Raw genomic sequence first — 22,298 nt, 5'->3', positions numbered from 1 at the left:
AAATCATCATTCCCAGCGGGGTTTTGGTAAACCCGCCCTAACCCACCGGGAAATTATTGTAGGGGCGGGTTCTGCGGTCAATCATCATTCCCAGCGGGGTTTTGGTAAACCCGCCCTAACCCACTATTACTGATGAAAAATGGACTATAAAACTGCCCGTAGTTTCTTAATTGACCAAGGTATGGCTTTGGAAATACAAAATAACCCCGATGCCTTTTTAATTCGTCTGAAAGAAGGTAAGCCCCCAGTCCCTGGTCAAGTGACATCGATTTTGTTAGCAATTAAAATGGTGTATGACTCCCTCAAAGAAACCGATAACTTCGATCGCCCTCTGGTGTTGGCTTTGTATCAATTAGCCATGGAAAGCCATCAGCAATTTCTCCTCAAGTCTAAACAAGGTGTTGCATGGCCTCCCCTACTCCAAGAAGATCTTAATCGGATATCTCTGGGGGTAAAAAGCATTTTTTCCGGTCAATGGTATTGACAAAAACCAGATAGTATGCTTAAAATGGTGGGGTGCATGGCAGAAAATCTGGTGTATGCCAGCTTGGATGCCGCCAAGTTTGCTTTAACTTTTTGAGGAAACTAAACCAATGGAGATTCCTGGTAGTAGTAGTTTCATAACTACACATCAAGAGTCCGATTCGTCTAAAGAAGACCCTGACCCTAGCCCTAGGTGTGGCTGGCAGTTGATTGGTTTGATGAATTTGCCCCGATCGCTTTATTAAAGATTAGTGGGTTCATCTCCGGTCACTGCTGGGCATAGTGACTGGGAAGGAAGGAGGTAAACCCCCTAGACTATTACTGAATATTTGAATCAATTTCGAGCTGGTTTTTTCTTGGTATTGCAAGAAAAAGCCCGGTTGTTTCGTGATGTTTGATTAGTGAATAAATAGTGCAGCCAGTGGACTGGTTGACAGGTTGAATCTTTGAGGATTTATTCAGCCTGAAACTGTGTTTTGTCTACTTTTGCCACTTACAAAATCACCTTTTGTGAGTCGATTTATGCTGGCAAATATCCTCAAAAAATTAAGGCAATAAACATGGTTTGATGCTGACAATTATCCTGTATTTAGTGAGAGGTGAAAAATGCGTGGCAATGTTTTGAACGATTTACTACAACCTTTTGCATTAGAAGCGGCGAAAAAAGAGGCGAATAGTTTACCGGCTTCGGAACTGGTACAACTGCTGATGCAAATTGAACCCCATAAGCGAGTTATAGCGTTTCGATTACTAGAAAAAAACAGAGCGATCGCCGTTTTTGAATATTTACGCCCGGAGGAACAAGCCGATCTAATTCAAGATATGGAAAATCCCGAAGTAATGACGCTTCTGGAAGCACTTGATCCTGATGATCGTGTGCAGCTATTTGAGGAACTTCCGGCTAAAGTGACTAAGCGACTGATAGGGAAACTCAGTCCCCAAGCCAGGGAAACGGTTAACTTACTACTGGGATATCCCGAAAATAGTGCGGGAAGAATTATGAATCTGCGGTTGATTACCGTCCGCAGTCACATGACCGTTGCTGATACCCTAACGACTATCCGTCAATCGGAATTAGACCCGAATCAACTGGCAGTTGTGTTTATCATTGATGCCGAAAGATATTATCGGGGATTTGTTCCTACCGTTAACCTGATTAGAGCTAATCCTGATCAAATTATTGGTGAATTAGCCGAGGGTGAAACCATTGCCGTCCGCGCGAGCGATCGCGATTTAAAAGCGGCTCAACTCCTGAAAAATAACGACCTTCCCGCCATTCCTGTAGTTGATAACGAAGGGCGATTAATTGGAGATATCACCTTTGATGATGTGATTGATTTAGTGGAAGAAGAAGCCACCGAGACAATTTTAGGCCAAGCCGGAGTCGGGAATTTATTAACCCGTGATCAAGGTTGGAGTGAAAAACTGGTGCGTGGTCCTTCTTTCTATGCCATTAGACTGCGGATAATGTTCTTAATTGTTACCCTGATTGGTGGTTTTTTAGTCGGTGGCGTGATCGAAACTTTTGAAGATACCCTAGAGGCGATCGTGGCGGCGGCGGTATTTATTCCCCTAGTCATGGATATGGGGGGAAATGTCGGCACTCAATCAAGCACTATTTTCGCCCGTGGTTTAGCCTGGAGTCAAATTCACCCTAGCCAGTTTACTGCTTATCTATTCCGAGAAATTCGCATTGGCTTCATTATGGGGGTAATTTTAGGCACTGTGGCGGGAATAGCCGCCTACTTCTGGCAAGGATTACCTAACGATATCCCCCAACTGGGTTTAGCGGTGGGAATTTCCTTAACTTGTGTAATTACTTTGGGAGCAATTTTAGGAGCAATGTTGCCGATGATTATGCTAAGACTCGGCTTTGATCACGGTCCTGGTGCTGATCCATTTATCACCACAATTAAAGACTTTTCGGGTCTGTGGATTTATTTTTCTCTAGTGGGGTTGCTGGTTGGTGTTAGTTAACTGAGATTCAACCCACTACTATCTGAGTCAAGGAATTACCCTAAGTTGGCAAAAACATTGTAAAAACTAAGGAGATAAGAACATGATCATGAGTCAAGCTATCACTGCCCGCCCTAGTGTTATTTCTACCCTGAAACAAATTTGTTTGCGGAAACAGGAAATTGCACAAATTTACAAAGCTATGGCAAAACGGGAATCTTCGGAATCCCGTCGGGAGACTTTACGCAAGATGGCGACTTCCTCGGAGCAATCTATTCTATCTCCAGCTCGCACATTGAAACAGTTAGGGGAATCAGTACCTAGCCTCAAATATTCATGGTGGCAGCGGTCACGGGACTATTTAATTGCCGAAGTTAATCTTCCCTTGATTTTGCATTTGATTGAGAAGTTAGAGGCCCAGGATAACTATTATTTGAATCAAATTTTGGCTGAATATGGAGAAAAAACTACTGATGCTATCAATGATCCGAGGGAAGCTCGGCTGGTTTTGCAAGAAATGTTATCTCCCTATTGTCGCTATCGCGGACAGCTTACCTCAGAAAATCTCCGTTTTAACCAAGTTTTTCAGGAGTTTTCTAATCAAGTGGCGATCGCCTGTGCTTTAGAAACCAGTGGTAAAATCTCACCGAAACAAGCAATGGAGCGTCTGGAACAGTTGTGGCAGGAGTTGCAAGACTCCCACCCCGAATCATAACCGCTCCCGAATAGGGCAATATGGGGAGGTTGAACCCCTCCCCATCACTTATTTTTCCGCTGAATGCTGCCGAAAATATCCTAAAATCAGTAGGTTCTTGGCATAGTTAACTCAACTGTGTACAAAGTCCATCAAAGCAGAATCAGAAGAAGAGGTGAGCCATGGAGTGGACAGAAACATTGCTGAGACTGACGGTGGCATTTTTGCTAGGTTCGGCTTTGGGAATTGAACGTCAGTGGCGGCAGCGCATGGCTGGGTTACGGACTAATACATTGGTGGCGACGGGAGCCTCTATGTTTGTTATTCTTTCCGTGATGACTCCCGGAGAGGGTAGCCCTACCCGCATTGCGGCTCAAGTTGTGTCTGGAATCGGTTTTTTGGCTGGGGGTGTGATTTTAAAAGAAGGCCTCACGGTTAAGGGGTTGAATACGGCGGCGACTATTTGGTGCGCTGCTGCCATTGGGACTTTATCGGGGGCTGGTTTTTTTTCCCAAGCATTTATGGGAGCCTGTGCGGTTTTGATTGCTAACACGGTTTTGCGTCCCTTGAGTCTTCGCATTAACCAGCAACCCACAGAATGGACTGAATTAGAGTTTTATTATCTGTGTTCCCTAGTTTGTCGGGGTGATGAAGAAGCTCATATAAGGGTTTTATTACTCGATGCTCTGGGTAAAATGAATAAAATTAAGCTGCGCTCTTTGCGGAGTCAAGATTTAGATGACTTTAATAATTTGGTTGAGGTTGAAGCTCAAATAATAGCCCAGAATCGTGATGATAATTTGTTGGAGCAAATTATTAGCCGATTAAGTTTAGAACCTTCGGTTAAATCTGTGAGTTGGCGGATTCTTGAGCAAGACTATGATGAATAATTAATGGTTGATTATCAATTATTCATGAACCAGTAGAGGCGGGTTACACTGTAAATTACCCGCCTCCCCATCGATAAACCTTTAGACTACAACCTCTAAGAGTTGCCGTAAGGGAATATCAATTAGTTGTTGACTGCGATGGTAGTGGAAGTCTAAACTTTGGATAATTCGCTCTAGTAGGTAGCTGTCCAGTAATACCTGTAATTCCTGGTTGGTCTTGGGTAAAAATCCATCCTCTTTAGCTACTTCTAAATAACTGCCCAAAAATTTAGCACCTACCCAATTATACCAGATGTTCGCCCATTGTTCCATTTCTGGTAGATTTTCGGGTCGAATCATGCCATTTTCTACCTCGTTGAGTAAAGCAATACGGGTGGCATAATTGAGGGATTGTAACATGGCGGCGACATCCCGCAAAGGCGATCGCTTCATCCGTCTTTCGTTCAAAGTTCGGTAGGTTTCTCCCTCAAAGTCAATTACCCAAAAATCCTTACCTGTATAGAGAATTTCTTCTAAGGAATAGTCCCCATGACAACGGGTTCGCAGTCCGGTAATTTTGAGGTTGAGTAGGGATTGAAAACGCGCTAAAATATACTCATGTTTACTCAGAACCTTTTTGGCTAAGTCCTTGGTTTCCGGTCCCATGGAATCGAGCCCTTTTCTCAGCTTCAGCATTACCTGTCCGGTCAGGTTTCGGGAATATTGATAAATCGATCGCTGATATAAAGATGAAAAGGGTTCTGGGGTAAAATTCGGGTCGTCCGTATCGCTGGATAAGGCAATATGTAACTCGGCTGTGCGTTGACCTAGTAGTTGAATATTACTCAGATATGATCCGATCGCGATCGCTACTTCTTCGGGAATTTCCTGATTTTTTAAGGTTAGCAGAGATTCTGAGGGAACCTCCACCGGAGTTTCCGTCGTTGGTAAAGTTATGCGATCGAAAAAGTCTCGGAGATTATCTAAAGTATAATTCCAAGCCTTAATACCATCGGGAATATATACCTGTAAAACCCCTAAAGTTGTAGAGTCTCCGCGACGGGGTTTATATTTTAACCCTCCCATTACTGGCGCAATGTGTTCTAATTGTTGTTTCTGTCCTAAAAAACTGCGAATTTCTAATTCGGGATTAATACCCGGTTCGACTCGGCGGAAGAATTTAAAAATTAGGCGATCGCCATAAACAACTAAGGCATTTTTATCCGTTTTTCCCATTAGCTGAGGATTCATTTTCTCTTCACTCATATCTACCCCAGCCAGCGCGTCCGTAGTCATCGCCGTTAAAGTGCCATGTTTACCTTTATACTGTTGGCGGTTCCGAATCATATCTAGGGGGAGAGTTAAGAAGTCTTGATCAGCACTTGCTTCAAATAAAATCCCCTCTTGATCATCGATTTTTACTGAAGCCAACACCGCACTAGGAAAATTAGCACTAACTTCTTTTGATTGTTCACCAATAGCACAAGATAACAGCACTACATAGGTTTCTGCAAACCCTTCTGTATAGTCTACATTTAGCATGACAATAGCTGCTTCCTGTTTGGGGAAAGGAATCGGAATAAAATCAGCAATTGTCACGGACTGCATAACCCTAGATTTACTAATAAACCACGAGGATCGATGTAGATATTCAGGGAACAAAGACTCTAAACGTTCGCGGGTATCCGACTGAGAAAAGATTTGATGCCAACTTTTCGCAACCTCTAAAGCTGGTAGTTGGTGGCGGGGACGAGGTAGCAGGCTGGTGGCTGGATCAAACTGAAGCATAAACCAGTAAAATCCATAGGGCGCAATACTCAGAAAATAGCTCGATTCTCCAATTTTTGGGAAGTGATTTCGCCCGAAAATTTCCACGGGAACCATTCCCTGAAATGGGGTTAAATCTAATTCTACACTCTGCACAAATCGCGACAGGTTTGCCACTACTAAAATATGTTCCCCAGAGTAGGTGCGGACAAATGCTAAGACTTTCCTGTTTTCGGGATGTAACAGTTCAAAAGTTCCACGTCCAAAGGCTTGAAAACGTTTCCGCATGGCAATTAAACGTTTCATCCATGACAGGAGGGAATTAGGATTAGCGCTTTGCGCTTCCACGTTGATGGCTTCGTAGTGATATTCAGAGTCTAAAATAACTGGTTGATACAGTTTCTGAGGGTTGGCACGACTAAAGCCAGCGTTACGATCAGGACTCCACTGCATGGGGGTACGGACTCCGTTGCGATCGCCTATATATATATTATCTCCCATGCCAATTTCATCACCATAGTACAGCACAGGAGTTCCTGGTAAAGAAAGCAGCAAACTATTCATTAGTTCAATTTGGCGGCGATCGTTCCCCAGTAGTGGCGCGAGACGGCGACGAATGCCTAAATTTAGTCGCGCTTGGGTATCTTCTGCATAGACCCGATACATATAATCTCGGTCTTCGTCTGTCACCATTTCTAGGGTTAACTCGTCATGGTTACGCAGAAATAATGCCCACTGACAATTATTAGGAATAGACGGAGTTTGGTTGAGAATATCCACAATCGGAAAACTATCTTCCATTCGTAATGCCATAAACAAACGTGGCATTAACGGAAAGTGAAAATTCATCTGACATTCATCACCTTCCCCATAGTAAGCGGCAGCATCTTCCGGCCATTGATTGGCTTCCGCTAATAGCATCCGATCCTCATATTTGCTATCAATATAAGCCCGTAATCTTTTCAAAAAGGCATGGGTTTGCGGGAGGTTTTCGCAGTTTGTTCCTTCCTGCACACACAGATAGGGAACCGCATCTAAGCGCATCCCATCTACTCCCATTCCTAACCAAAAATCCGCAAGTTCTAACACGGCTTGCTGCAATTCGGGACTCTCATAATTTAAGTCCGGTTGATGGGAGTAAAAACGATGCCAATAATAGGCTTTTGCTACCGGGTCCCACGCCCAGTTAGAGGTCTCAAAATCCTGGAAAATAATCCTCACTTCTGGGTATTTGTCTGGGGTATCACTCCATACATAAAATTCCCGTTCTTTACTGCCTTTGGGGAGTCTCCTCGCCCGCTGAAACCACGGGTGCTGGTCGGAAGTGTGGTTAACTACTAACTCGATGATTACCCTAATTCCCCTTTCATGGGCGGCATAAAGAAAGGTTTTAAAATCCTCTAAATTACCATAGATAGAGTTAACATCTCGGTAATCGGAAATATCATAGCCATCATCTCGCAATGGAGATGGGAAAAATGGTAAAATCCAGATGGCAGTGATGCCGAGTTCTTCGAGATAATCTAATTTTTCCGTGAGTCCAGCAAAGTCGCCAATACCATCGCCATTACTATCACAATAGGCGCGGACTGGCACTTCGTAAATAATCGCATCTTTGAACCAAAGCGGATCATTATTGAGTTTTGATTGTGCCATAGGTTTAATTTCTGTTCGTCAATATTTGCAAATTTTTAGGGCTTTTACTGATGGTCAAATGTCAAGGCTTTGCCTCTTACTTCTAAGTTAAGTTTGCCATGGTCATATACTACTTGACCTCCGACAATAGTAACCACTGGCCACCCGGTTAACTGCCAGCCTTCAAAGGGACTCCAACCACACTTAGTTTGCAATTCTGAGGCTAAAACTGGGCGATAATTGTTTAAATCAACTAACACTAAGTCAGCATCATAACCAGGGGCGATCGCTCCTTTATTAGGGATATTATAACCTTTCGCTACGGCTGTTGACATCCAGTTAGATACCTGGGCAACACTACAACGTCCGACGGCGATCGCCTGAGTTAGCATCACCGGTAAGGATGTCTCAACTCCCGGCATTCCTGAAGGACTATTTGGGTATGGTTTAGCTTTTTCTTCTAGGGTGTGGGGGGCGTGATCAGTAGCAATAAAGTCGATAACTCCATCTAACAACGCTCGCCAGAGAACATCATTATTTTCAGGCGATCGCAAAGGCGGATTCATTTGAGCTTTGGTTCCAATTTTACCATAATCGGTGATATTTAGCACCAAATGTTGGGGGGTAACTTCTGCAGTTACCCAGGCGGGTTTATCCTGTCGCAGTAATTCCGCTTCTATACCCGTAGATAGATGCAAAATGTGCAATCTTCGTTGATATTTTTTAGAGAGCTTCAGGGCGAGTTGGGTGGCTTCTAGGGCGGCTTGTTCATCTTGGATCTGGGAGTGAATCGCTGGATCTGTTTGTCCCGCAAATTCCTCGCGACGACGATTAATCCGGTCTTGGTTTTCCGCGTGTACCGCAATTAGGCGATCGCCTTTAGCAAAAATCGGCTCTAAAATTTCTTCGTGATCGACCAACAAAGGTCCGTGCATTGACCCCATAAAAATTTTAATCCCAGGAGTCGGGTTAGCCTCTAATAAATCAGGTAAATTCTCAGGAGTCGCCCCCATAAAAAAGCCATAATTTACTAAACACTTTTGCGCCGCCCTTTCTAGTTTATCCGCCAGCGCTTCTTTAGTGCTAGTTAAAGGGCGAGTATTCGGCATCTCTAAAAACGAGGTAACGCCACCTTTAGCGCAGGCGCGACTGGCTGTTGATAAATCTTCTTTATATTCTAATCCCGGTTCCCGAAAGTGAACCTGGGGGTCAATTACTCCCGGTAACAGAGTTAACCCCTCTGCATTTAGGTCGGTTTCCGACTCTCCAGCGGCGGGAAGTTCTGAACTAATTTCCAGAATTTTCCCCCCGCCAAGTTTAACATCTCCTAAGCTGAAATTGCCGTCCGGTTGCAGAATGTTCGCGCGACGGATATAGATAATTGGGGTAGTAGACATGATTAATTGGTGACCGTATATTTACACAACCATTACCATTTTACCATCAACTGGCTACAAGTTATCATCATTTACCTGGGATTAGTTTCTGGGGCGATCGCCTCTTGTAAAATCTCCGGGATTTTTTCCCCACCATCTCTAATAATACTCTCGAATATATCTTGCACAACTTCCCGAATAAAGTCGCTGGTCAGAATTTCTTCAAAGTCATCTGATGATACATTAGTTAAGCGCAGATTAGGGAGTTGAAAATCAAGGACTTGGACAAATCCCAAAGGTGCTAAAGTCACATTAACTTTAGTATTCTGAACATCGATAACATCAAAGTTCAGCTTGAGCTTAGTTTGCGATTTTTCCTCTGGGGTTTCCGACGGTGTTCGCGGTTCCGACCGTTGGGTAGATTTCAGATTATTGAGAATCGCCAGGATATTGTTTTTTAGTAATCTCTGTTCAATGTTGACATCAATATGGTTAATCGCGAAATTATTGATTTCCACCACATCAGTTAACAGGCTTCTCGGAGTCACATCAATATCCACCTGATAAATCTTGATCACATGGGGAGTGCTAAAATTATCAGGATTGTTAATCGTCAGATTATTAACCCGCAAATCACCCCGAAATTTATCCAAACTCAAGGATTGAATTTCGGTCGGTACTCCTAGGGTTGAACTCACTATATTTTCTAGGTAATTTTGCAATTCGCCATCCACCCTAGATAAAGTCACATTGATGATAGCAGCCAGGACAATCAGCACACCTCCCACAATCCCAGCAATAGTCAACCAATTTTTCCGTTTTTTAGTCATGGTTTCACTCCAGATTTAGCCCGTGATTTTGACATATTATAGACCAGAAAATTTAACAGTTGATTGGTTTCCGGTCAATTGTTTGCTATAATTATTATAGCCTTCTTCTCTAACTGCTTACCTAGATTTTACATAAATTGCTGACCATGACTATTTCTCCGTTGCTAATTGAAACCGCCCAAAAAACCCAAGCAGCAGCCCGCCAATTGGCTGTTTTATCTACAGATGCCAAAAATCAGGCGATCGCATCCATAGCCCCAGCCCTAGAAAATGCCGCCCCAGACATTCTCGCCGCCAACCAGATGGACTGTCAACAAGCCCAAGCTGATGGTATCGCCAAACCTCTTTATAACCGATTAAAACTCGATGAAGCCAAATTAAAAGGCGCGATTTCCGGCTTGCGAGATGTCGAAAAATTAGCCGATCCAGTAGGTGAAATTCAAATTTATAGGGAACTAGACCAAGGCTTAAATTTGCGCCGGATAACCTGTCCTTTAGGAGTCTTAGGAGTAGTCTTCGAGGCGCGACCAGATGCCGTTATTCAAATTTCCGCCTTAGCCATCAAGTCTGGAAATGCCGTAATATTAAAAGGTGGAAAAGAGGCGATTCATTCCTGTCGAGAACTTGTGAAAGCCATCCGCCAGGGACTAGCAACAACCCCAGTCAATCCCGAAGTCGTACAGTTATTAACTACTCGCTCCGAAATTATTGAGTTATTACAGTTAGATAAATATGTGGATTTAATTATCCCCAGGGGTTCTAATTCTTTTGTGCAATTCGTCCAGGAAAATACCCGGATTCCCGTTTTAGGTCATGCTGATGGTATTTGTCACCTCTATATAGACCGGGAGGCGGATATATCCAAAGCCCTACCCATAGTCATTGACTCCAAAATCCAATATCCGGCCGCTTGTAATGCCTTAGAAACCCTGTTAGTCCATCAAGATATAGCACCCAAATTTTTACCCCAAATCGCCGCAGAACTCCAACAAAAAGGAGTAGAATTAAGGGGAGATAATCACAGCCAAAAAATCCTGGATATACCCCCAGCCACAGACGCAGATTGGCAGACAGAATATACTGATTTAATTCTCTCAATTAAAGTCGTCGAAAATTTAGAAGCAGCCATTTCTCATATTAATACCTACGGTTCAGGTCATACAGATGGCATCATTACCGAAGACCCAGAAGCCGCCCAAACCTTTATGTCTATTGTAGATTCAGCCGGAGTATTTCATAACTGTTCCACCCGTTTTGCTGATGGTTTTCGCTATGGTTTTGGGGCGGAAGTCGGTATCAGTACCCAAAAAATGCCCCCCAGGGGTCCCGTAGGTTTAGAAGGGTTAGTTACCTATAAATATCAATTAATTGGGGATGGTCATATAGTCGCCACTTACGCCGGAAATAATCCCCAACCATTTACCCATATAAACTTGCTCTAACAATAGCCACCCACAGCCATTTAAACTGGGAAAGGCGGGAGCAATTGTTCAGGTTCATAATTTCACCCGCAACATTGCTTAACCCGCCTAACTGATTATGGTTAACTAGATTACACCAAGTTACTAGAATTATTATTTAGCATAAATTTTCCTAAAATCACCAAAATATAATCATTTCTTAATACTTGACGATCGCCCCAAAACCGTCCATAATGTAAGGTAAGGTCTCAAAGGCTTAGAAAATGCAAAACAATACAACTGTGCAACTAGCAACTGTAGCCGCCATTGCCTTGGGAAGTTTCGCCGTATTTCAGCCACCTGATGTCGCCCAAGCGCAAGTAACATCCTTTTACTGCGACATGAACTCCCCCATAGGCTATCCCACCGTCTACGCTCGCACACCCGCCGGAAATAAACCCATAGTTAGCTTATATTCTGAATATTTCAGCGCCTCTGGCTATTCCCCAGAACGCCGCTGTCAGGAAATCGCCCAAAGGTTTACCAACTTTTCCCATACTGGACAACTGAGATATCTAACCGCCGGATATGTCAACAATTTACCAGTAATTTGCGTAGTTTCCGATCATGGAATGCCCTGTGCTAGTAACACCATATTATTTACCATGAAAGCGGACGACCCCGAACCCGCCGAAAGTAAACTTCAGCGACTGTTCAACATCCGCCGAGGAGCCAGTGATATCCTATTTGAAAGCGAAGATGATGCAGGTGTCTACATCAACTTTGATCAATTTTTAGGGGGAGTTCCCGCCGAAGCCGCTACCCCCACACCCACCACACCATCAACCCCCCCCAGTTCTCAACCTGGGACGGCATGGTGAGCCCTAAAATATCTACCAAGTATCTAAGGTGCAGCAATTACTCAAATTTTTAGCCAGGGCGATCGCCATTGGTTTTCCCCTGTTAGGATTAAGCTGTCAAGCACAAGTGCTGACAGAAGAAGAAACCAGACAATTGCAGCCGGAACCAACCCTAGCCGCCAACACCAATCTACCAATTCCCGCAACAGCCGCCCTGCACCAAAAAGCTAGACAGATTACTGTCCGCGTTTACTCAGGAAGGATGTGGGGAACCGGGGTAATTATTGACCATCAGGGTGGCATTTATACAGTCGTCACCAATGATCATGTTTTGCTACCAGGGGGAGGGCAAAATTATCGAGTCCAGACCTACGATAACCGCATCCATACCGCCGAAATAGTTAACTCTATATCTTGGTTTCACAATGATTTAGGGATTGTGCAATTTCGCAGTGTAGATCACTCCTATAATGTAGCAGCGATCGCCCCCACACCAGTAGCCCTAGGAGAAACCGTAATCGCCGCCGGATTTCCCTTAGAACCCGACCCATCAGCCCCCCAAGGGTTTGTGATTACACAAGGTCAAGTCTCCCGGTGGATGCCACAGCCATTTATCGGAGGTTATCAGGTAGGATACACCAACGACATTTTTTCAGGAATGAGTGGCGGACCCCTATTAAATCGCCGAGGAGAACTTGTCGCCATTAATGGAATGCACAAATATCCACTGTGGGGAAATGCCTATCAATTTGTAGACGGTTCATCCCCCGACCCCGCCGAAGCCGCCAAATTAGTTGAGTACAGTTGGGCGGTTCCCATTCACACCGTGTTACAACTCGCCCCCAATTTCACATCAGCAAACACCATCAACCCCAAACCCTCACCCCCCGTTGAACCCGTTTCTCCCGTATCCTCACCCTCCGAATGGTTTTGGTAAACCAGAATAAATATTAGGTTAGGAACAATGATCAAAATGCGATCGCTTACTCAAAATCTACTACTGTTAGCCGGAGTCTCCCTATTAGCGACTCTAGCCCCCGCCGCCATGGCTGCACTTTCCCCCGCAGAAATCAACTCCATCGCCAGCCAAACCACCGTATTAATTGCGCCAGAACTTCGACCCGAACTCATCGAAGCCCTAGAAAATAACTACAGAAATCCCCAAGCGGGCCAAAACAACCCCGATGGCGTATGGCATCCCGGTTCCGGGGTCATTATCGCCCGCGAAGGTAATCGCCACTATGTTCTCACTGTTAGCCACAACTTCCGACAGCGAGACCTAAATGCTGGGATATCTTACGGTATCCGCACCAGTGACGGTAAAGTTCATATAGTCCAACAACCCAACGATGGGCGAGGCTGTCCCCTCAACGGTTCTCCCACCCCAGGAAATTTAATCAGATTTGGCTGTTATTCCATCACCCTACCCACCAGAGTAGACGGACCAGATCTAGCCGTAGTAGTATTTGAAAGCGATCGTCACTATCCCGTAGCCCCTTCCGCCACAGAAAACTCCCTCAATGTCGGCGACCCCATTTATGTTTCCGGCTGGCCTGACCCCGAAAAAGAAAGAGATGCCACCACCGGACGCTGTACCGGGAGAGCCACCCGTCGCCAAAGACGATTTACCTGGGGACCCGTCACCGGAGTAGTTAACCCCGCCAGTAGCGAAAACGGTTATAGCATTTTTTACTTAGACAATACCCGTCCCGGAATGAGTGGCGGTCCTGTATTTGACAACCAAGGTCGCGTCGTCGGCGTTCACGGTCGGGGTTCCGGCGGTAAAGCCCAACTGGTTAATCAATTCTGTTCCGTTAGTAATGCCCCCAACGCCCAAGCCTTTGAGTCTGGGGATTTTGCCATCGAAGGTCAAGGAAGCGGACGCGCTGACCCAGCCACCCTACGAACCCGATTTAGTAGCGCTCAAGCCTTTAATAATTTTATCGGCTTAATTCGGCGCACGGGGTTAAATCTATCATTTAATACTAATCCCCCACAGCCCCAAATCATTCAAGCCGCCCTTACCGCCATTCCCGCCAGAAGTAGCACCGGAACCGTCGATTTTGCGATCGGATCTGTTCCTGTGGGCAGCTTTGATGACCCTCAAGATGTAATTCCTAACATTTATGATAGTTACAGTTCTTTTGAGGGATTAGGTTCTCGACTGCGAGATACACCGTCTGGCGGTTGCGATAGTCTACTTTTGGGAGAGCCTTGTTGGTAAATGTATGTTATAATAGCCCAAATTCCACTTGTTGCTGTGTCTTGGTAGTTGCGGCAACTACTTGGATCTCATCTGAAAAGTTAACTATGACATCTTCTTTAACATCTATTTTGATTGTAGATGATGACCCCGATAATTTTGATGTAATTGAAACTTTATTATCAGACCAAAATTATCAGTTGCATTATACATCTAATGGGACTCGGGCGATCGCCTCCTTGGATATACTGCAACCCAATTTAATTTTACTCGATGTCATGATGCCCGACATGGATGGCCAGCAAGTTTGTCGCGCTATTAAAGACATTCGCAAATGGCAAACTTTACCCATTATTATGGTCACCGCCTTAGACAGTAAAGAAGACCTCGCCCGCTGCTTACAAACCGGGGCTGATGATTTTATTAGCAAACCCATTAATCGGGTGGAACTCGTTGCTAGAGTTAACTCTATGTTGCGGATAAAGTCTCAATATGATGACCTGGAAGCTATTCTAAAATCCCGCGAAGATATGGTTAATATGATAGTTCATGATCTGCGGAATCCTTTAATGAGTTTATTATTTAGCCTATATCTTTTACAGAGGACAGAACTTCCCCATAAAATTGAAGATAAAATTGGTAAATGCTTAATCTCCGCCCAACGTTTACAAGCCTTAATTAACGACTTGGTAATCATGGGTAAAATGGAAAACCGACACCTTGAGTTAAATTTGACCGAGGTTGATTTGTCTACTACTATTCAATCCACTGTGGAAAATTTCCAGGTTATCGCCACTCAAAAAAATATCCAACTTATTTGTAAACTTCCCGCGCCTGGTGGTAGAATTAAGGTTGATGAGGCACTATTTACACGAGTTTTGGATAACTTACTTTCCAACGCCACTAAATTCTCACCCCGTCATAGTGAAATTATTATTAATGCTGATTATCTTACCCCCAAAGGTGCTAGGGTCCAAGTAGTTGATTTTGGTCCGGGAGTACCGGAGGAATTTAGAGCGAGTATTTTTAATAAATATGACATCGGGAAACTGGTAAAAAATGTATCTCAAATTGGTTTGGGATTGGCTTTTTGTAAAATGGTTGTGGAAGCCCATGGCGGACACATTAGAGTTATCCCCAACCAACCACAAGGCAGTATTTTTGAGATTACTATATAATGGTTATTTCCGAATCTCGAAAAACAAGGGCAGCCCCTAAGACCGCCCCCAGATATTAACAGTTGCTAATTCTAGCGAACCTGCATATAAACCGCATCGGAGATGGTCGGAATTTCTGCATACTGTCCCCGGATAGATTGGACAATACCATAACTAACAGAGGCTAAAACACCCAAGAAAATCATATTGAAGAGAGTTTCTTGGATAAACCCTTGCAATGGTATAATCCCCAAAATCAGACTAAAGCCAAGCACGATAATATTCAACAAAATCGACTGCATGGCATTAAATCTGATAAAGTGGGGGATATTTTCGTTACGCACCACCAGCAGATACATCAAGAAAAAGACAATGATCCCCGCAAAAGGAATGGACTGAAAAATTGCCATTAGGGGAGCTATGGGAATCAAGATAATCTGTAGTATGGGAAATTGAGTTAATAAAAATACGCCGAACTGTATTCCATACATCAAGGGTAGCATATAGGGCAAACAAGCAAAAATGCGATCGCGAACGGTCGTTGTCCCGCGCCAATTCATAGTCAGCTCTCCTGTTAACCAAAACAAGTCCACACTCCCAGCATAACGCAGTGACAAGGGAATATTGCTGAACTACGAATTAGATTTCACAGAGACACCCCCCGTTATAGCGTTAGCTTAATGGGGGAGCAGCAGCAGCAGAACGTCACAGCTAAATATTAGCAATGCGGAATCCCATCTGACACTCATACTGACCGGGTTGATTGTCTCCGGGTTTACGGATAAGATGACCACAACTAAGATGGCCACCACGCCAGCGAGGTTGACCGCTATGGTCGGCGAGTAAACACCCCTGACACACTTGATGGGTCTCAATAATTTGGTTTTCCATGACCATGACTAACATAATCTTCTCTCCCCGCGATTGCTGAAGCCCTATCCCCATTATATTTTGAGATTAGTCAAGACCCCAGGATTGATGCACAACTTAACATGGCCATTAATATCAGGTTGTGTCACGGGATACATCCGATGATCAGATTTTGTTGGCTGGGGTGGAAATATCAACTGGCGGCGGCTATATTTTTCGGGGTTAAATGTATCTGGGGGCAGTAAGCGGGTTATGATGGTGAATTTGGGGCGCACTTTCAAGCGATCGCTCCATAGTACCAAAACCTAAGAACTCTGAAAGGGGAATTTATACAGTGAGTGACACCAACCTAGACATCCTAGCCCAAAGTGATCCAACCGTAACAGAATTCATCGGACAAGAGCTACAGCGTCAACGGGAACACCTGGAACTAATCGCCAGCGAAAACTTTACCTCCGCCGCTGTCTTAGCCGCCCAAGGGTCAGTCCTCACCAACAAATATGCGGAAGGACTCCCCAAAAAACGCTACTATGGCGGCTGTGAATTTATCGATAAAATCGAGCAAATAGCTATCGATCGCGCCTGTGAACTCTTTGATGCCACCCATGCGAACGTTCAACCCCATTCAGGCGCTCAAGCTAATTTTGCCGTGTTCCTGGCTCTCCTACAGCCCGGAGATACAATCATGGGAATGGATCTATCCCACGGCGGACACTTAACCCACGGTTCCCCGGTCAACGTGTCGGGTAAATGGTTTAATGTTTGCCACTATGGAGTCAGTCCAGAAACGGAAACCCTGGACTATGACAAGATTTTGGAACTGGCTAAACAACATCAACCCAAACTGATGATTTGTGGTTATTCCGCCTACCCCCGGATTATTGAATTTGACAAATTCCGAGCGATCGCCGATGAAGTGGGAGCATACCTCCTAGCGGACATCGCCCATATTGCGGGACTGGTCGCCACAGGTCATCACCCGAACCCCTTACCCCATTGTCACGTCGTCACCACCACCACCCATAAAACTCTGCGCGGACCTAGGGGGGGGTTAATCCTTACCCGTGACCCAGAATTGGGCAAAAAACTAGATAAAGCCGTTTTTCCCGGTACTCAAGGCGGACCCCTGGAGCACGTCATTGCTGGTAAAGCGGTCGCCTTTGGGGAAGCACTAAAACCGGAATTTAAAACCTACTCAAGCCAAGTGATCGCCAATGCTCAAGCCTTAGCTAACTGCTTACAGCAACGGGGCTTAAAAATTGTTTCTGGTGGTACAGACAACCATCTGATGTTGGTGGATTTGCGATCGGTGAAAATGACCGGAAAAATTGCCGATCGCTTGATGAGTGAAATCAACATCACCGCCAATAAAAACACAGTCCCCTTTGACCCAGAATCACCCTTTGTCACCAGTGGTCTGCGGTTAGGTTCTCCAGCCATGACCACCAGAGGGATGGGAACTTCAGAATTTATCGAAATCGGTAATATTATCGCCGATCGCCTATTAAATCCTGATGATGACACAGTGACAGCCGACTGTCGCGCGCGGGTCGCCCAACTTTGCGATCGCTTCCCCCTATATCCCCATTTACAAATCAAAGTTCCCGCACTAACTTAATCAGTTTCTGGGTCTGATTCTGGGTCTGATGGGTGCAAAAATAACCAACAATACCCCCATCTTTTAAGGGGAGACTGTGATCAGGCGGTTCAAAATATAGTAGACTCACCCTGAACTAGCTTTTAGCACCCATCCCAAAAAACTTTGATCAGATGCCCTATCCTTTTTATCATCTGCTGGCTTTTGTAATTTCTACCGTCGTTGTCCTCTGGAGTACACCGATAGTCAAAAATATCGGCCTGAGAAGCGGACGAGTAGATTTACCCTGCGATCGCAAAGTTCATCAGCGTCCCATGGTTCGCTTGGGGGGAGTTTCTATCTTCATCGGTACACTCATCGCACTAATATTAGTTTGGTGCTTTGGTGGCTTTATCGGCGCAGATGGTCAACCCCTCCCCCCTAAACAAGAATTTGAAATCTTAGGAGTCGCTATAGGCGCTATAGCATTCTTTCTCATTGGTTTGGCAGACGATTTATTTGGTCTGTCTCCCCTAACTCGATTAATCTTACAAACAGCGATCGCCAGTTTAGTCTGGTGGGTCGGAGTCCGCATTGAATTCCTGAGTATCCCCTACTTTGGCGGCTTAATACATATCGGCTGGTTAAGTTTACCCGTCACCGTCCTTTGGTTAGTGGGAATGACTAATGCTATAAATTGGATTGACGGCCTCGACGGTCTCGCTGCTGGGGTTTCCGGTATTGCGGCCGTCGTTATGTTAATCGCATCTCTATATATGAATCAACCCGCCGCCGCCCTAATTGCTGCTGCCCTAGCTGGCGGTTGTCTGGGATTTCTCCGATATAATTTTAACCCCGCTCAGATTTTTATGGGCGATGGCGGTTCCTATTTTATGGGATTTACCTTAGCTGGTGTCGGAGTTATTGGTTTAGTTAAAACTACCGCCGTAACCTCTGTTTTACTACCTTATATAATTCTAGCTGTGCCGATTTTGGATATGTCAGCAGTTATTATTGAACGATTACGACATGGAAAATCTCCCTTTGCTGCTGATAACCGTCATTTGCATCACCGACTACTAAAAGCTGGTTTATCTCAAAGGTTAACTGTTCTATTTATCTATACTCTCACCTTATGGGTGGGGAGTTTAGCTCTAGCTTTCTCCGGTTTTCCCAGTGGTTTGGTCTATGCTTGGGCAACTACCGGATTGTTAGGTTATACCAGTTGGAAAGCTGTAAAGCGAGCCAAATCATCAAGTTAATAGTCTCATCTATTGTCAATTAATCAAATCTATGACAGCCGAAATTATTTGTGTGGGGACAGAATTACTCCTGGGTAACATTACCAATACTAATGCCCAATTTATTGGAGAACAATTAGCCGAACTTGGTATTCCTCACTATTATCAAACTGTGGTAGGAGATAATCCAGAACGTCTCAAAAAAGCGATCCGGATCGCCTCAGAAAGATCACAACTCCTCATCTTTACCGGAGGCTTAGGACCGACTCCCGACGACCTGACTGTAGAAACCATTGCCGACTTTTTCCAGACCCCCCTCATCGAAAAACCCGAAATCATCCAAGATATTGCCCAAAAATTCGCCAGTCGTGGGCGGGAAATGTCTCCCAGTAACCGCAAACAAGCCCTAATTCCCCAAGGGGCAGACATCCTCTACAATCGCATTGGTAGCGCTCCGGGAATTATTTGGCAACCCAGAGGCGATCGCCTTACCCTCCTAACATTTCCCGGAGTCCCCTCCGAAATGAAACAAATGTGGGTAGAAATAGCCATTCCCTACCTACGTCAACAAGGCTGGTGTTCTCAGACCATCTACAGCCGCACCCTCAGATTTTGGGGCATTACCGAATCAGCATTAGCCGAAAAAGTAGCCCCCTTCCTAGAGCTACAAAATCCCACAGTAGCCCCCTATGCTAATTATGGAGAAGTTAAATTGCGGATTTCTGCCTGTGCCGAATCCGCCGCCCGCGCCGCCGCTCTCATTGAACCAATCGTAACCCAATTAAGACAAATTGCCGGATTAAACTGTTATGGCGCAGATGATGACACCCTCGCCTCCGTCGTTGGTCAGCATTTACGACAAACACAACAAACCCTAAGTGTAGCTGAATCCTGCACCGGCGGCGGTTTGGGTAAAATGATTACCGAAATTTCTGGCAGTTCCCAATATTTTTTAGGTGGAGTCATCGCATACGATAACCGCATCAAAAATCAACTCCTCGGAGTTAATAGCACCGACTTAGACCAATTGGGGGCAGTATCCGCTACAGTTGCCGAACAAATGGCTCTGGGAGTGCGATCGCTCCTCCAAACCCACTGGGGACTATCCATAACCGGCATTGCTGGACCATCAGGAGGTACGGACAGTAAACCCGTCGGATTAGTATACATCGGACTAGCCAAACCCGACGGAACCGCCACATCACAAGAATTCCGTTTTGGTAACCAGCGAGAACGCTCCTGGATTCAACGAGCCAGTGCCTGTAGCGCCCTAGACCTGCTCCGCCGCCAATTTTAACCTGATCACCTTGCCAAATTCTATGAAGATTTGTTATGATTAAATCAGTGCTGGGCAACTAGCTAATCTTAGGGTATGTCAATTTTGCTAACAGTAGGCACTGAAGGCATGAGGTCTACCCGTTCCGTGTAGAAGCAATTCCGAAATTGCTGCTACCCTAAAATCAAAGAAATTGCGGGTTTGAGTTAGATTAGCCTGCGAATTTGTAAAAAGGAGCCATTTTTGCAATGGAATACATTGAAAAGGTACTGGAGAAACTCCGGGAATGGGCGCGGGAGCTAATCGAAGCATTATTAGGTCCAGAACCACAACCGGAAGCTGAACCAGTCCCGGTGCCAGTCAGAGATTTTCCTCGCTCAAGATAGTAGTCAACTCAGTTTCTAGTAAACTGCTGAGGTATTAAGAAATTGTTAAGTATTCTGGTGCTGCATGGTCCTAACCTAAACCTCTTAGGTCAGCGCGAACCGGGTATCTATGGCAAGGCTACCTTAGATGACATTAACCAACTGCTAACACAGGAGGCAGCGTCATTGGGGGCTGAGGTTGTGGCTAGGCAGTCTAATCATGAAGGGGTCTTGGTGGATGCCATTCACTCTGCATTAGACCACCATCATGGCTTGCTGATTAATGCGGGAGCCTATACCCATACCAGCGTTGCTATTAGGGACGCTATATCAGCAGTCAAAATTCCCACTGTTGAGGTTCACCTAAGTAATATTTACACCCGCGAACCCTTTAGGCATCATTCCTATATCGCCCCGGTCGCGATCGGTCAGATTAGCGGCTTTGGGGCTGATAGTTATTGTTTAGGTTTAAAAGCATTGGTAAACTATTTGCGATCGCCCTAAAACCCAAACCTTCCACATGGAACACCCATTATTAGCAAAGTTCCAAGGCGCTTTGCTAGGCGCGGCTTGCGGTAGTTATCTCAGTCATCACCCACCCGAACCCGACTGGGTGGGATTAATTATGGCTTTCACCGGCAGTCTCATTGAGCATCAAGGCTTGGATTTAGACCATTGGGGTCAAATTTGGCAAAAAAGCTGCCAGCGCCACCCAGAGAGCCCACCAAACCCCGATGAAGCCGCTTTAATTGCCTTCCCTATGGCTCTATTTTTCCATGAAAACAGATCCCTACAGCAACAGCAATTACAACAATTAGCCGAAATATGGCCTGATAGCGATCGCAGTCTGGAAAGGGAAGCCACAATGTTAGTGATGGGTGAAATCATAGCCCAAATCATGGCAACAGCAAGGGATAATCGCCCCATAATACCGACCATATTAGAAAACCTATCCACCAACAACACCACCGTTGAGCAGCAACTGTCTCAGGTCCAAATAGCCCTAGCTGAATCAATGACCCTGATAGAAACACAGGCGCATTTGTCTAGTTTTCCTCATTCCAGCCTAGCCCTAGGATTGTACTGTTTTATGAGTACACCTGAGCAACCCATATTAACCCTAAAGCGTTCATGCCAAATTAATTCAACCTCTGCACTGACAACCATCATCAGTGGTATATTTTCGGGAGCCTATAATACTGTTTTGGGCATTCCTGTGGCTTGGAGAATGAACCTGATAACTGCCAACCCCACAGCGGAAATCTCTATCCTTAACCTAGGAGAAACATTATTTAAAATTTGGTCTGGCGTTGATCCATGGGTCTTGGACGGTGCTTTAAAGAAGGCGTGACCAAGTTTGCCTTATTGTGAATTAACGATCGCCAAGCCTCCGGTAACTTCAGCGAAGACCGCTAGTTGAGATGACTCATGGGAAATGATGATGTTTTGCGGATCGTCGTGTTTTCATTGGCGGCGATGCTCCCCAGGTTAGGTTCCGTCAGAGTGTGTTAACTATAAACCCTTATCCTGACAGCGATAGCGAGCTATTACTCAACCCGATAACTATGCCTAGTTACTCAAATGTTACTCACAATCTAGTCCTAGCACAGGAAAATAATTCTGTCAATAGGTTGATTACTCAGTCAATAAGCACAACTTAATCAATCTGTCAAATGCCTACTATCTCCCCCCAACCAAACACCGATAGGGTAACTCCCTTGTGATAGCAGTCAATGGCAA

21 protein-coding genes are annotated in these 22,298 nt (G+C 45.0%); 16 read left to right on the top strand and 5 right to left on the bottom strand.

Features of this window, described 5'->3' with window-relative positions; translation table 11 throughout:
- Positions 1-139: 139 nt before the first annotated feature.
- The 5 genes from P5674_RS16535 to P5674_RS16515 all read left to right on the top strand — a co-directional run bounded on the left by P5674_RS16535 (position 140) and on the right by P5674_RS16515 (position 4,023).
- Positions 140-484, top strand: a complete 345-nt coding sequence (locus P5674_RS16535) for a hypothetical protein (RefSeq protein ID WP_014276679.1) — start codon at positions 140-142, stop codon at positions 482-484.
- Between the two features lie 109 nt (positions 485-593).
- Positions 594-728, top strand: coding sequence for a hypothetical protein (locus P5674_RS16530; RefSeq protein WP_286133209.1), 135 nt, complete (start codon positions 594-596; stop codon positions 726-728).
- Between the two features lie 361 nt (positions 729-1,089).
- Positions 1,090-2,460 (top strand): magnesium transporter, encoded by a 1,371-nt coding sequence (mgtE, locus tag P5674_RS16525; RefSeq protein WP_315670101.1) that lies wholly within the window; start codon positions 1,090-1,092, stop codon positions 2,458-2,460.
- An 88-nt stretch (positions 2,461-2,548) separates the two neighbouring features.
- Positions 2,549-3,154, top strand: a complete 606-nt coding sequence (locus P5674_RS16520) for a DUF7219 family protein (protein WP_231851999.1) — start codon at positions 2,549-2,551, stop codon at positions 3,152-3,154.
- A 161-nt stretch (positions 3,155-3,315) separates the two neighbouring features.
- Positions 3,316-4,023, top strand: a complete 708-nt coding sequence (locus P5674_RS16515; RefSeq protein ID WP_014276682.1) for an MgtC/SapB family protein — start codon at positions 3,316-3,318, stop codon at positions 4,021-4,023.
- 81 nt (positions 4,024-4,104) lie between these two features.
- Here the strand turns inward: P5674_RS16515 and treS are convergent, their stop codons facing one another.
- The 3 genes from treS to P5674_RS16500 all read right to left on the bottom strand — a co-directional run bounded on the left by treS (position 4,105) and on the right by P5674_RS16500 (position 9,610).
- Positions 4,105-7,425: a maltose alpha-D-glucosyltransferase gene (treS, locus tag P5674_RS16510; protein ID WP_014276683.1), complete on the bottom strand. Its 3,321-nt coding sequence runs from the start codon at positions 7,423-7,425 to the stop codon at positions 4,105-4,107.
- A 44-nt stretch (positions 7,426-7,469) separates the two neighbouring features.
- Positions 7,470-8,801, bottom strand: a complete 1,332-nt coding sequence (locus tag P5674_RS16505; RefSeq protein ID WP_006619877.1) for a dihydroorotase — start codon at positions 8,799-8,801, stop codon at positions 7,470-7,472.
- 71 nt (positions 8,802-8,872) lie between these two features.
- A complete protein-coding gene (locus P5674_RS16500) occupies positions 8,873-9,610 on the bottom strand; it encodes an AsmA family protein (protein WP_006619876.1) in 738 nt (245 codons plus the stop codon).
- A 146-nt stretch (positions 9,611-9,756) separates the two neighbouring features.
- Between P5674_RS16500 and P5674_RS16495 the strand changes: the two genes are divergently transcribed.
- The 5 genes from P5674_RS16495 to P5674_RS16475 all read left to right on the top strand — a co-directional run bounded on the left by P5674_RS16495 (position 9,757) and on the right by P5674_RS16475 (position 15,251).
- The gene (locus P5674_RS16495) at positions 9,757-11,052 is read left to right on the top strand and encodes a glutamate-5-semialdehyde dehydrogenase (RefSeq protein WP_006619875.1); all 1,296 of its coding nucleotides are present in this window, start codon (positions 9,757-9,759) and stop codon (positions 11,050-11,052) included.
- Positions 11,053-11,294: 242 nt separating this feature from the next.
- Complete coding sequence (locus tag P5674_RS16490) at positions 11,295-11,891, top strand: COP23 domain-containing protein (RefSeq protein WP_006619874.1); 597 nt, start codon at positions 11,295-11,297, stop codon at positions 11,889-11,891.
- A 28-nt stretch (positions 11,892-11,919) separates the two neighbouring features.
- The gene (locus tag P5674_RS16485; RefSeq protein ID WP_006619873.1) at positions 11,920-12,807 is read left to right on the top strand and encodes a S1 family peptidase; all 888 of its coding nucleotides are present in this window, start codon (positions 11,920-11,922) and stop codon (positions 12,805-12,807) included.
- 27 nt (positions 12,808-12,834) lie between these two features.
- The gene (locus tag P5674_RS16480) at positions 12,835-14,094 is read left to right on the top strand and encodes a S1 family peptidase (protein WP_006619872.1); all 1,260 of its coding nucleotides are present in this window, start codon (positions 12,835-12,837) and stop codon (positions 14,092-14,094) included.
- 86 nt (positions 14,095-14,180) lie between these two features.
- On the top strand, positions 14,181-15,251 hold the full coding sequence (locus P5674_RS16475) for a hybrid sensor histidine kinase/response regulator (protein ID WP_006619871.1): 1,071 nt from the start codon (positions 14,181-14,183) through the stop codon (positions 15,249-15,251).
- A 71-nt stretch (positions 15,252-15,322) separates the two neighbouring features.
- Here P5674_RS16475 and P5674_RS16470 read toward each other — a convergent pair whose 3' ends face one another.
- Together P5674_RS16470 and P5674_RS16465 are read right to left on the bottom strand one after the other, a co-directional pair.
- Positions 15,323-15,790 (bottom strand): Tic20 family protein, encoded by a 468-nt coding sequence (locus tag P5674_RS16470; RefSeq protein ID WP_006619870.1) that lies wholly within the window; start codon positions 15,788-15,790, stop codon positions 15,323-15,325.
- A gap of 151 nt (positions 15,791-15,941) precedes the next feature.
- Entirely contained in the window at positions 15,942-16,136 is a 195-nt protein-coding gene (locus P5674_RS16465) for a hypothetical protein (protein WP_006619869.1), read from the bottom strand.
- A 298-nt stretch (positions 16,137-16,434) separates the two neighbouring features.
- On the opposite strand from P5674_RS16465, the gene glyA reads away from it, so the two are divergent.
- The 6 genes from glyA (at position 16,435) to P5674_RS16435 (ending at position 21,909) form a co-directional block, all read left to right on the top strand.
- Positions 16,435-17,718: a serine hydroxymethyltransferase gene (gene glyA, locus P5674_RS16460; protein ID WP_006619868.1), complete on the top strand. Its 1,284-nt coding sequence runs from the start codon at positions 16,435-16,437 to the stop codon at positions 17,716-17,718.
- A gap of 152 nt (positions 17,719-17,870) precedes the next feature.
- The gene (locus P5674_RS16455) at positions 17,871-18,938 is read left to right on the top strand and encodes a glycosyltransferase family 4 protein (protein WP_006619867.1); all 1,068 of its coding nucleotides are present in this window, start codon (positions 17,871-17,873) and stop codon (positions 18,936-18,938) included.
- A gap of 31 nt (positions 18,939-18,969) precedes the next feature.
- Entirely contained in the window at positions 18,970-20,214 is a 1,245-nt protein-coding gene (locus tag P5674_RS16450; protein WP_006619866.1) for a competence/damage-inducible protein A, read from the top strand.
- 227 nt (positions 20,215-20,441) lie between these two features.
- A complete protein-coding gene (locus P5674_RS16445) occupies positions 20,442-20,579 on the top strand; it encodes a hypothetical protein (RefSeq protein WP_006619865.1) in 138 nt (45 codons plus the stop codon).
- A 42-nt stretch (positions 20,580-20,621) separates the two neighbouring features.
- Complete coding sequence (gene aroQ / locus P5674_RS16440) at positions 20,622-21,062, top strand: type II 3-dehydroquinate dehydratase (protein WP_006619864.1); 441 nt, start codon at positions 20,622-20,624, stop codon at positions 21,060-21,062.
- A 16-nt stretch (positions 21,063-21,078) separates the two neighbouring features.
- Positions 21,079-21,909, top strand: coding sequence for a hypothetical protein (locus tag P5674_RS16435; protein ID WP_006619863.1), 831 nt, complete (start codon positions 21,079-21,081; stop codon positions 21,907-21,909).
- Positions 21,910-22,298 lie beyond the last annotated feature (389 nt).

Source organism: Limnospira sp. PMC 289.06 (genome assembly GCF_032350395.1).
GTDB classification, from domain to species: domain Bacteria; phylum Cyanobacteriota; class Cyanobacteriia; order Cyanobacteriales; family Microcoleaceae; genus Limnospira; species Limnospira platensis.
This window is presented reverse-complemented; position numbering and strand designations above follow the sequence as displayed.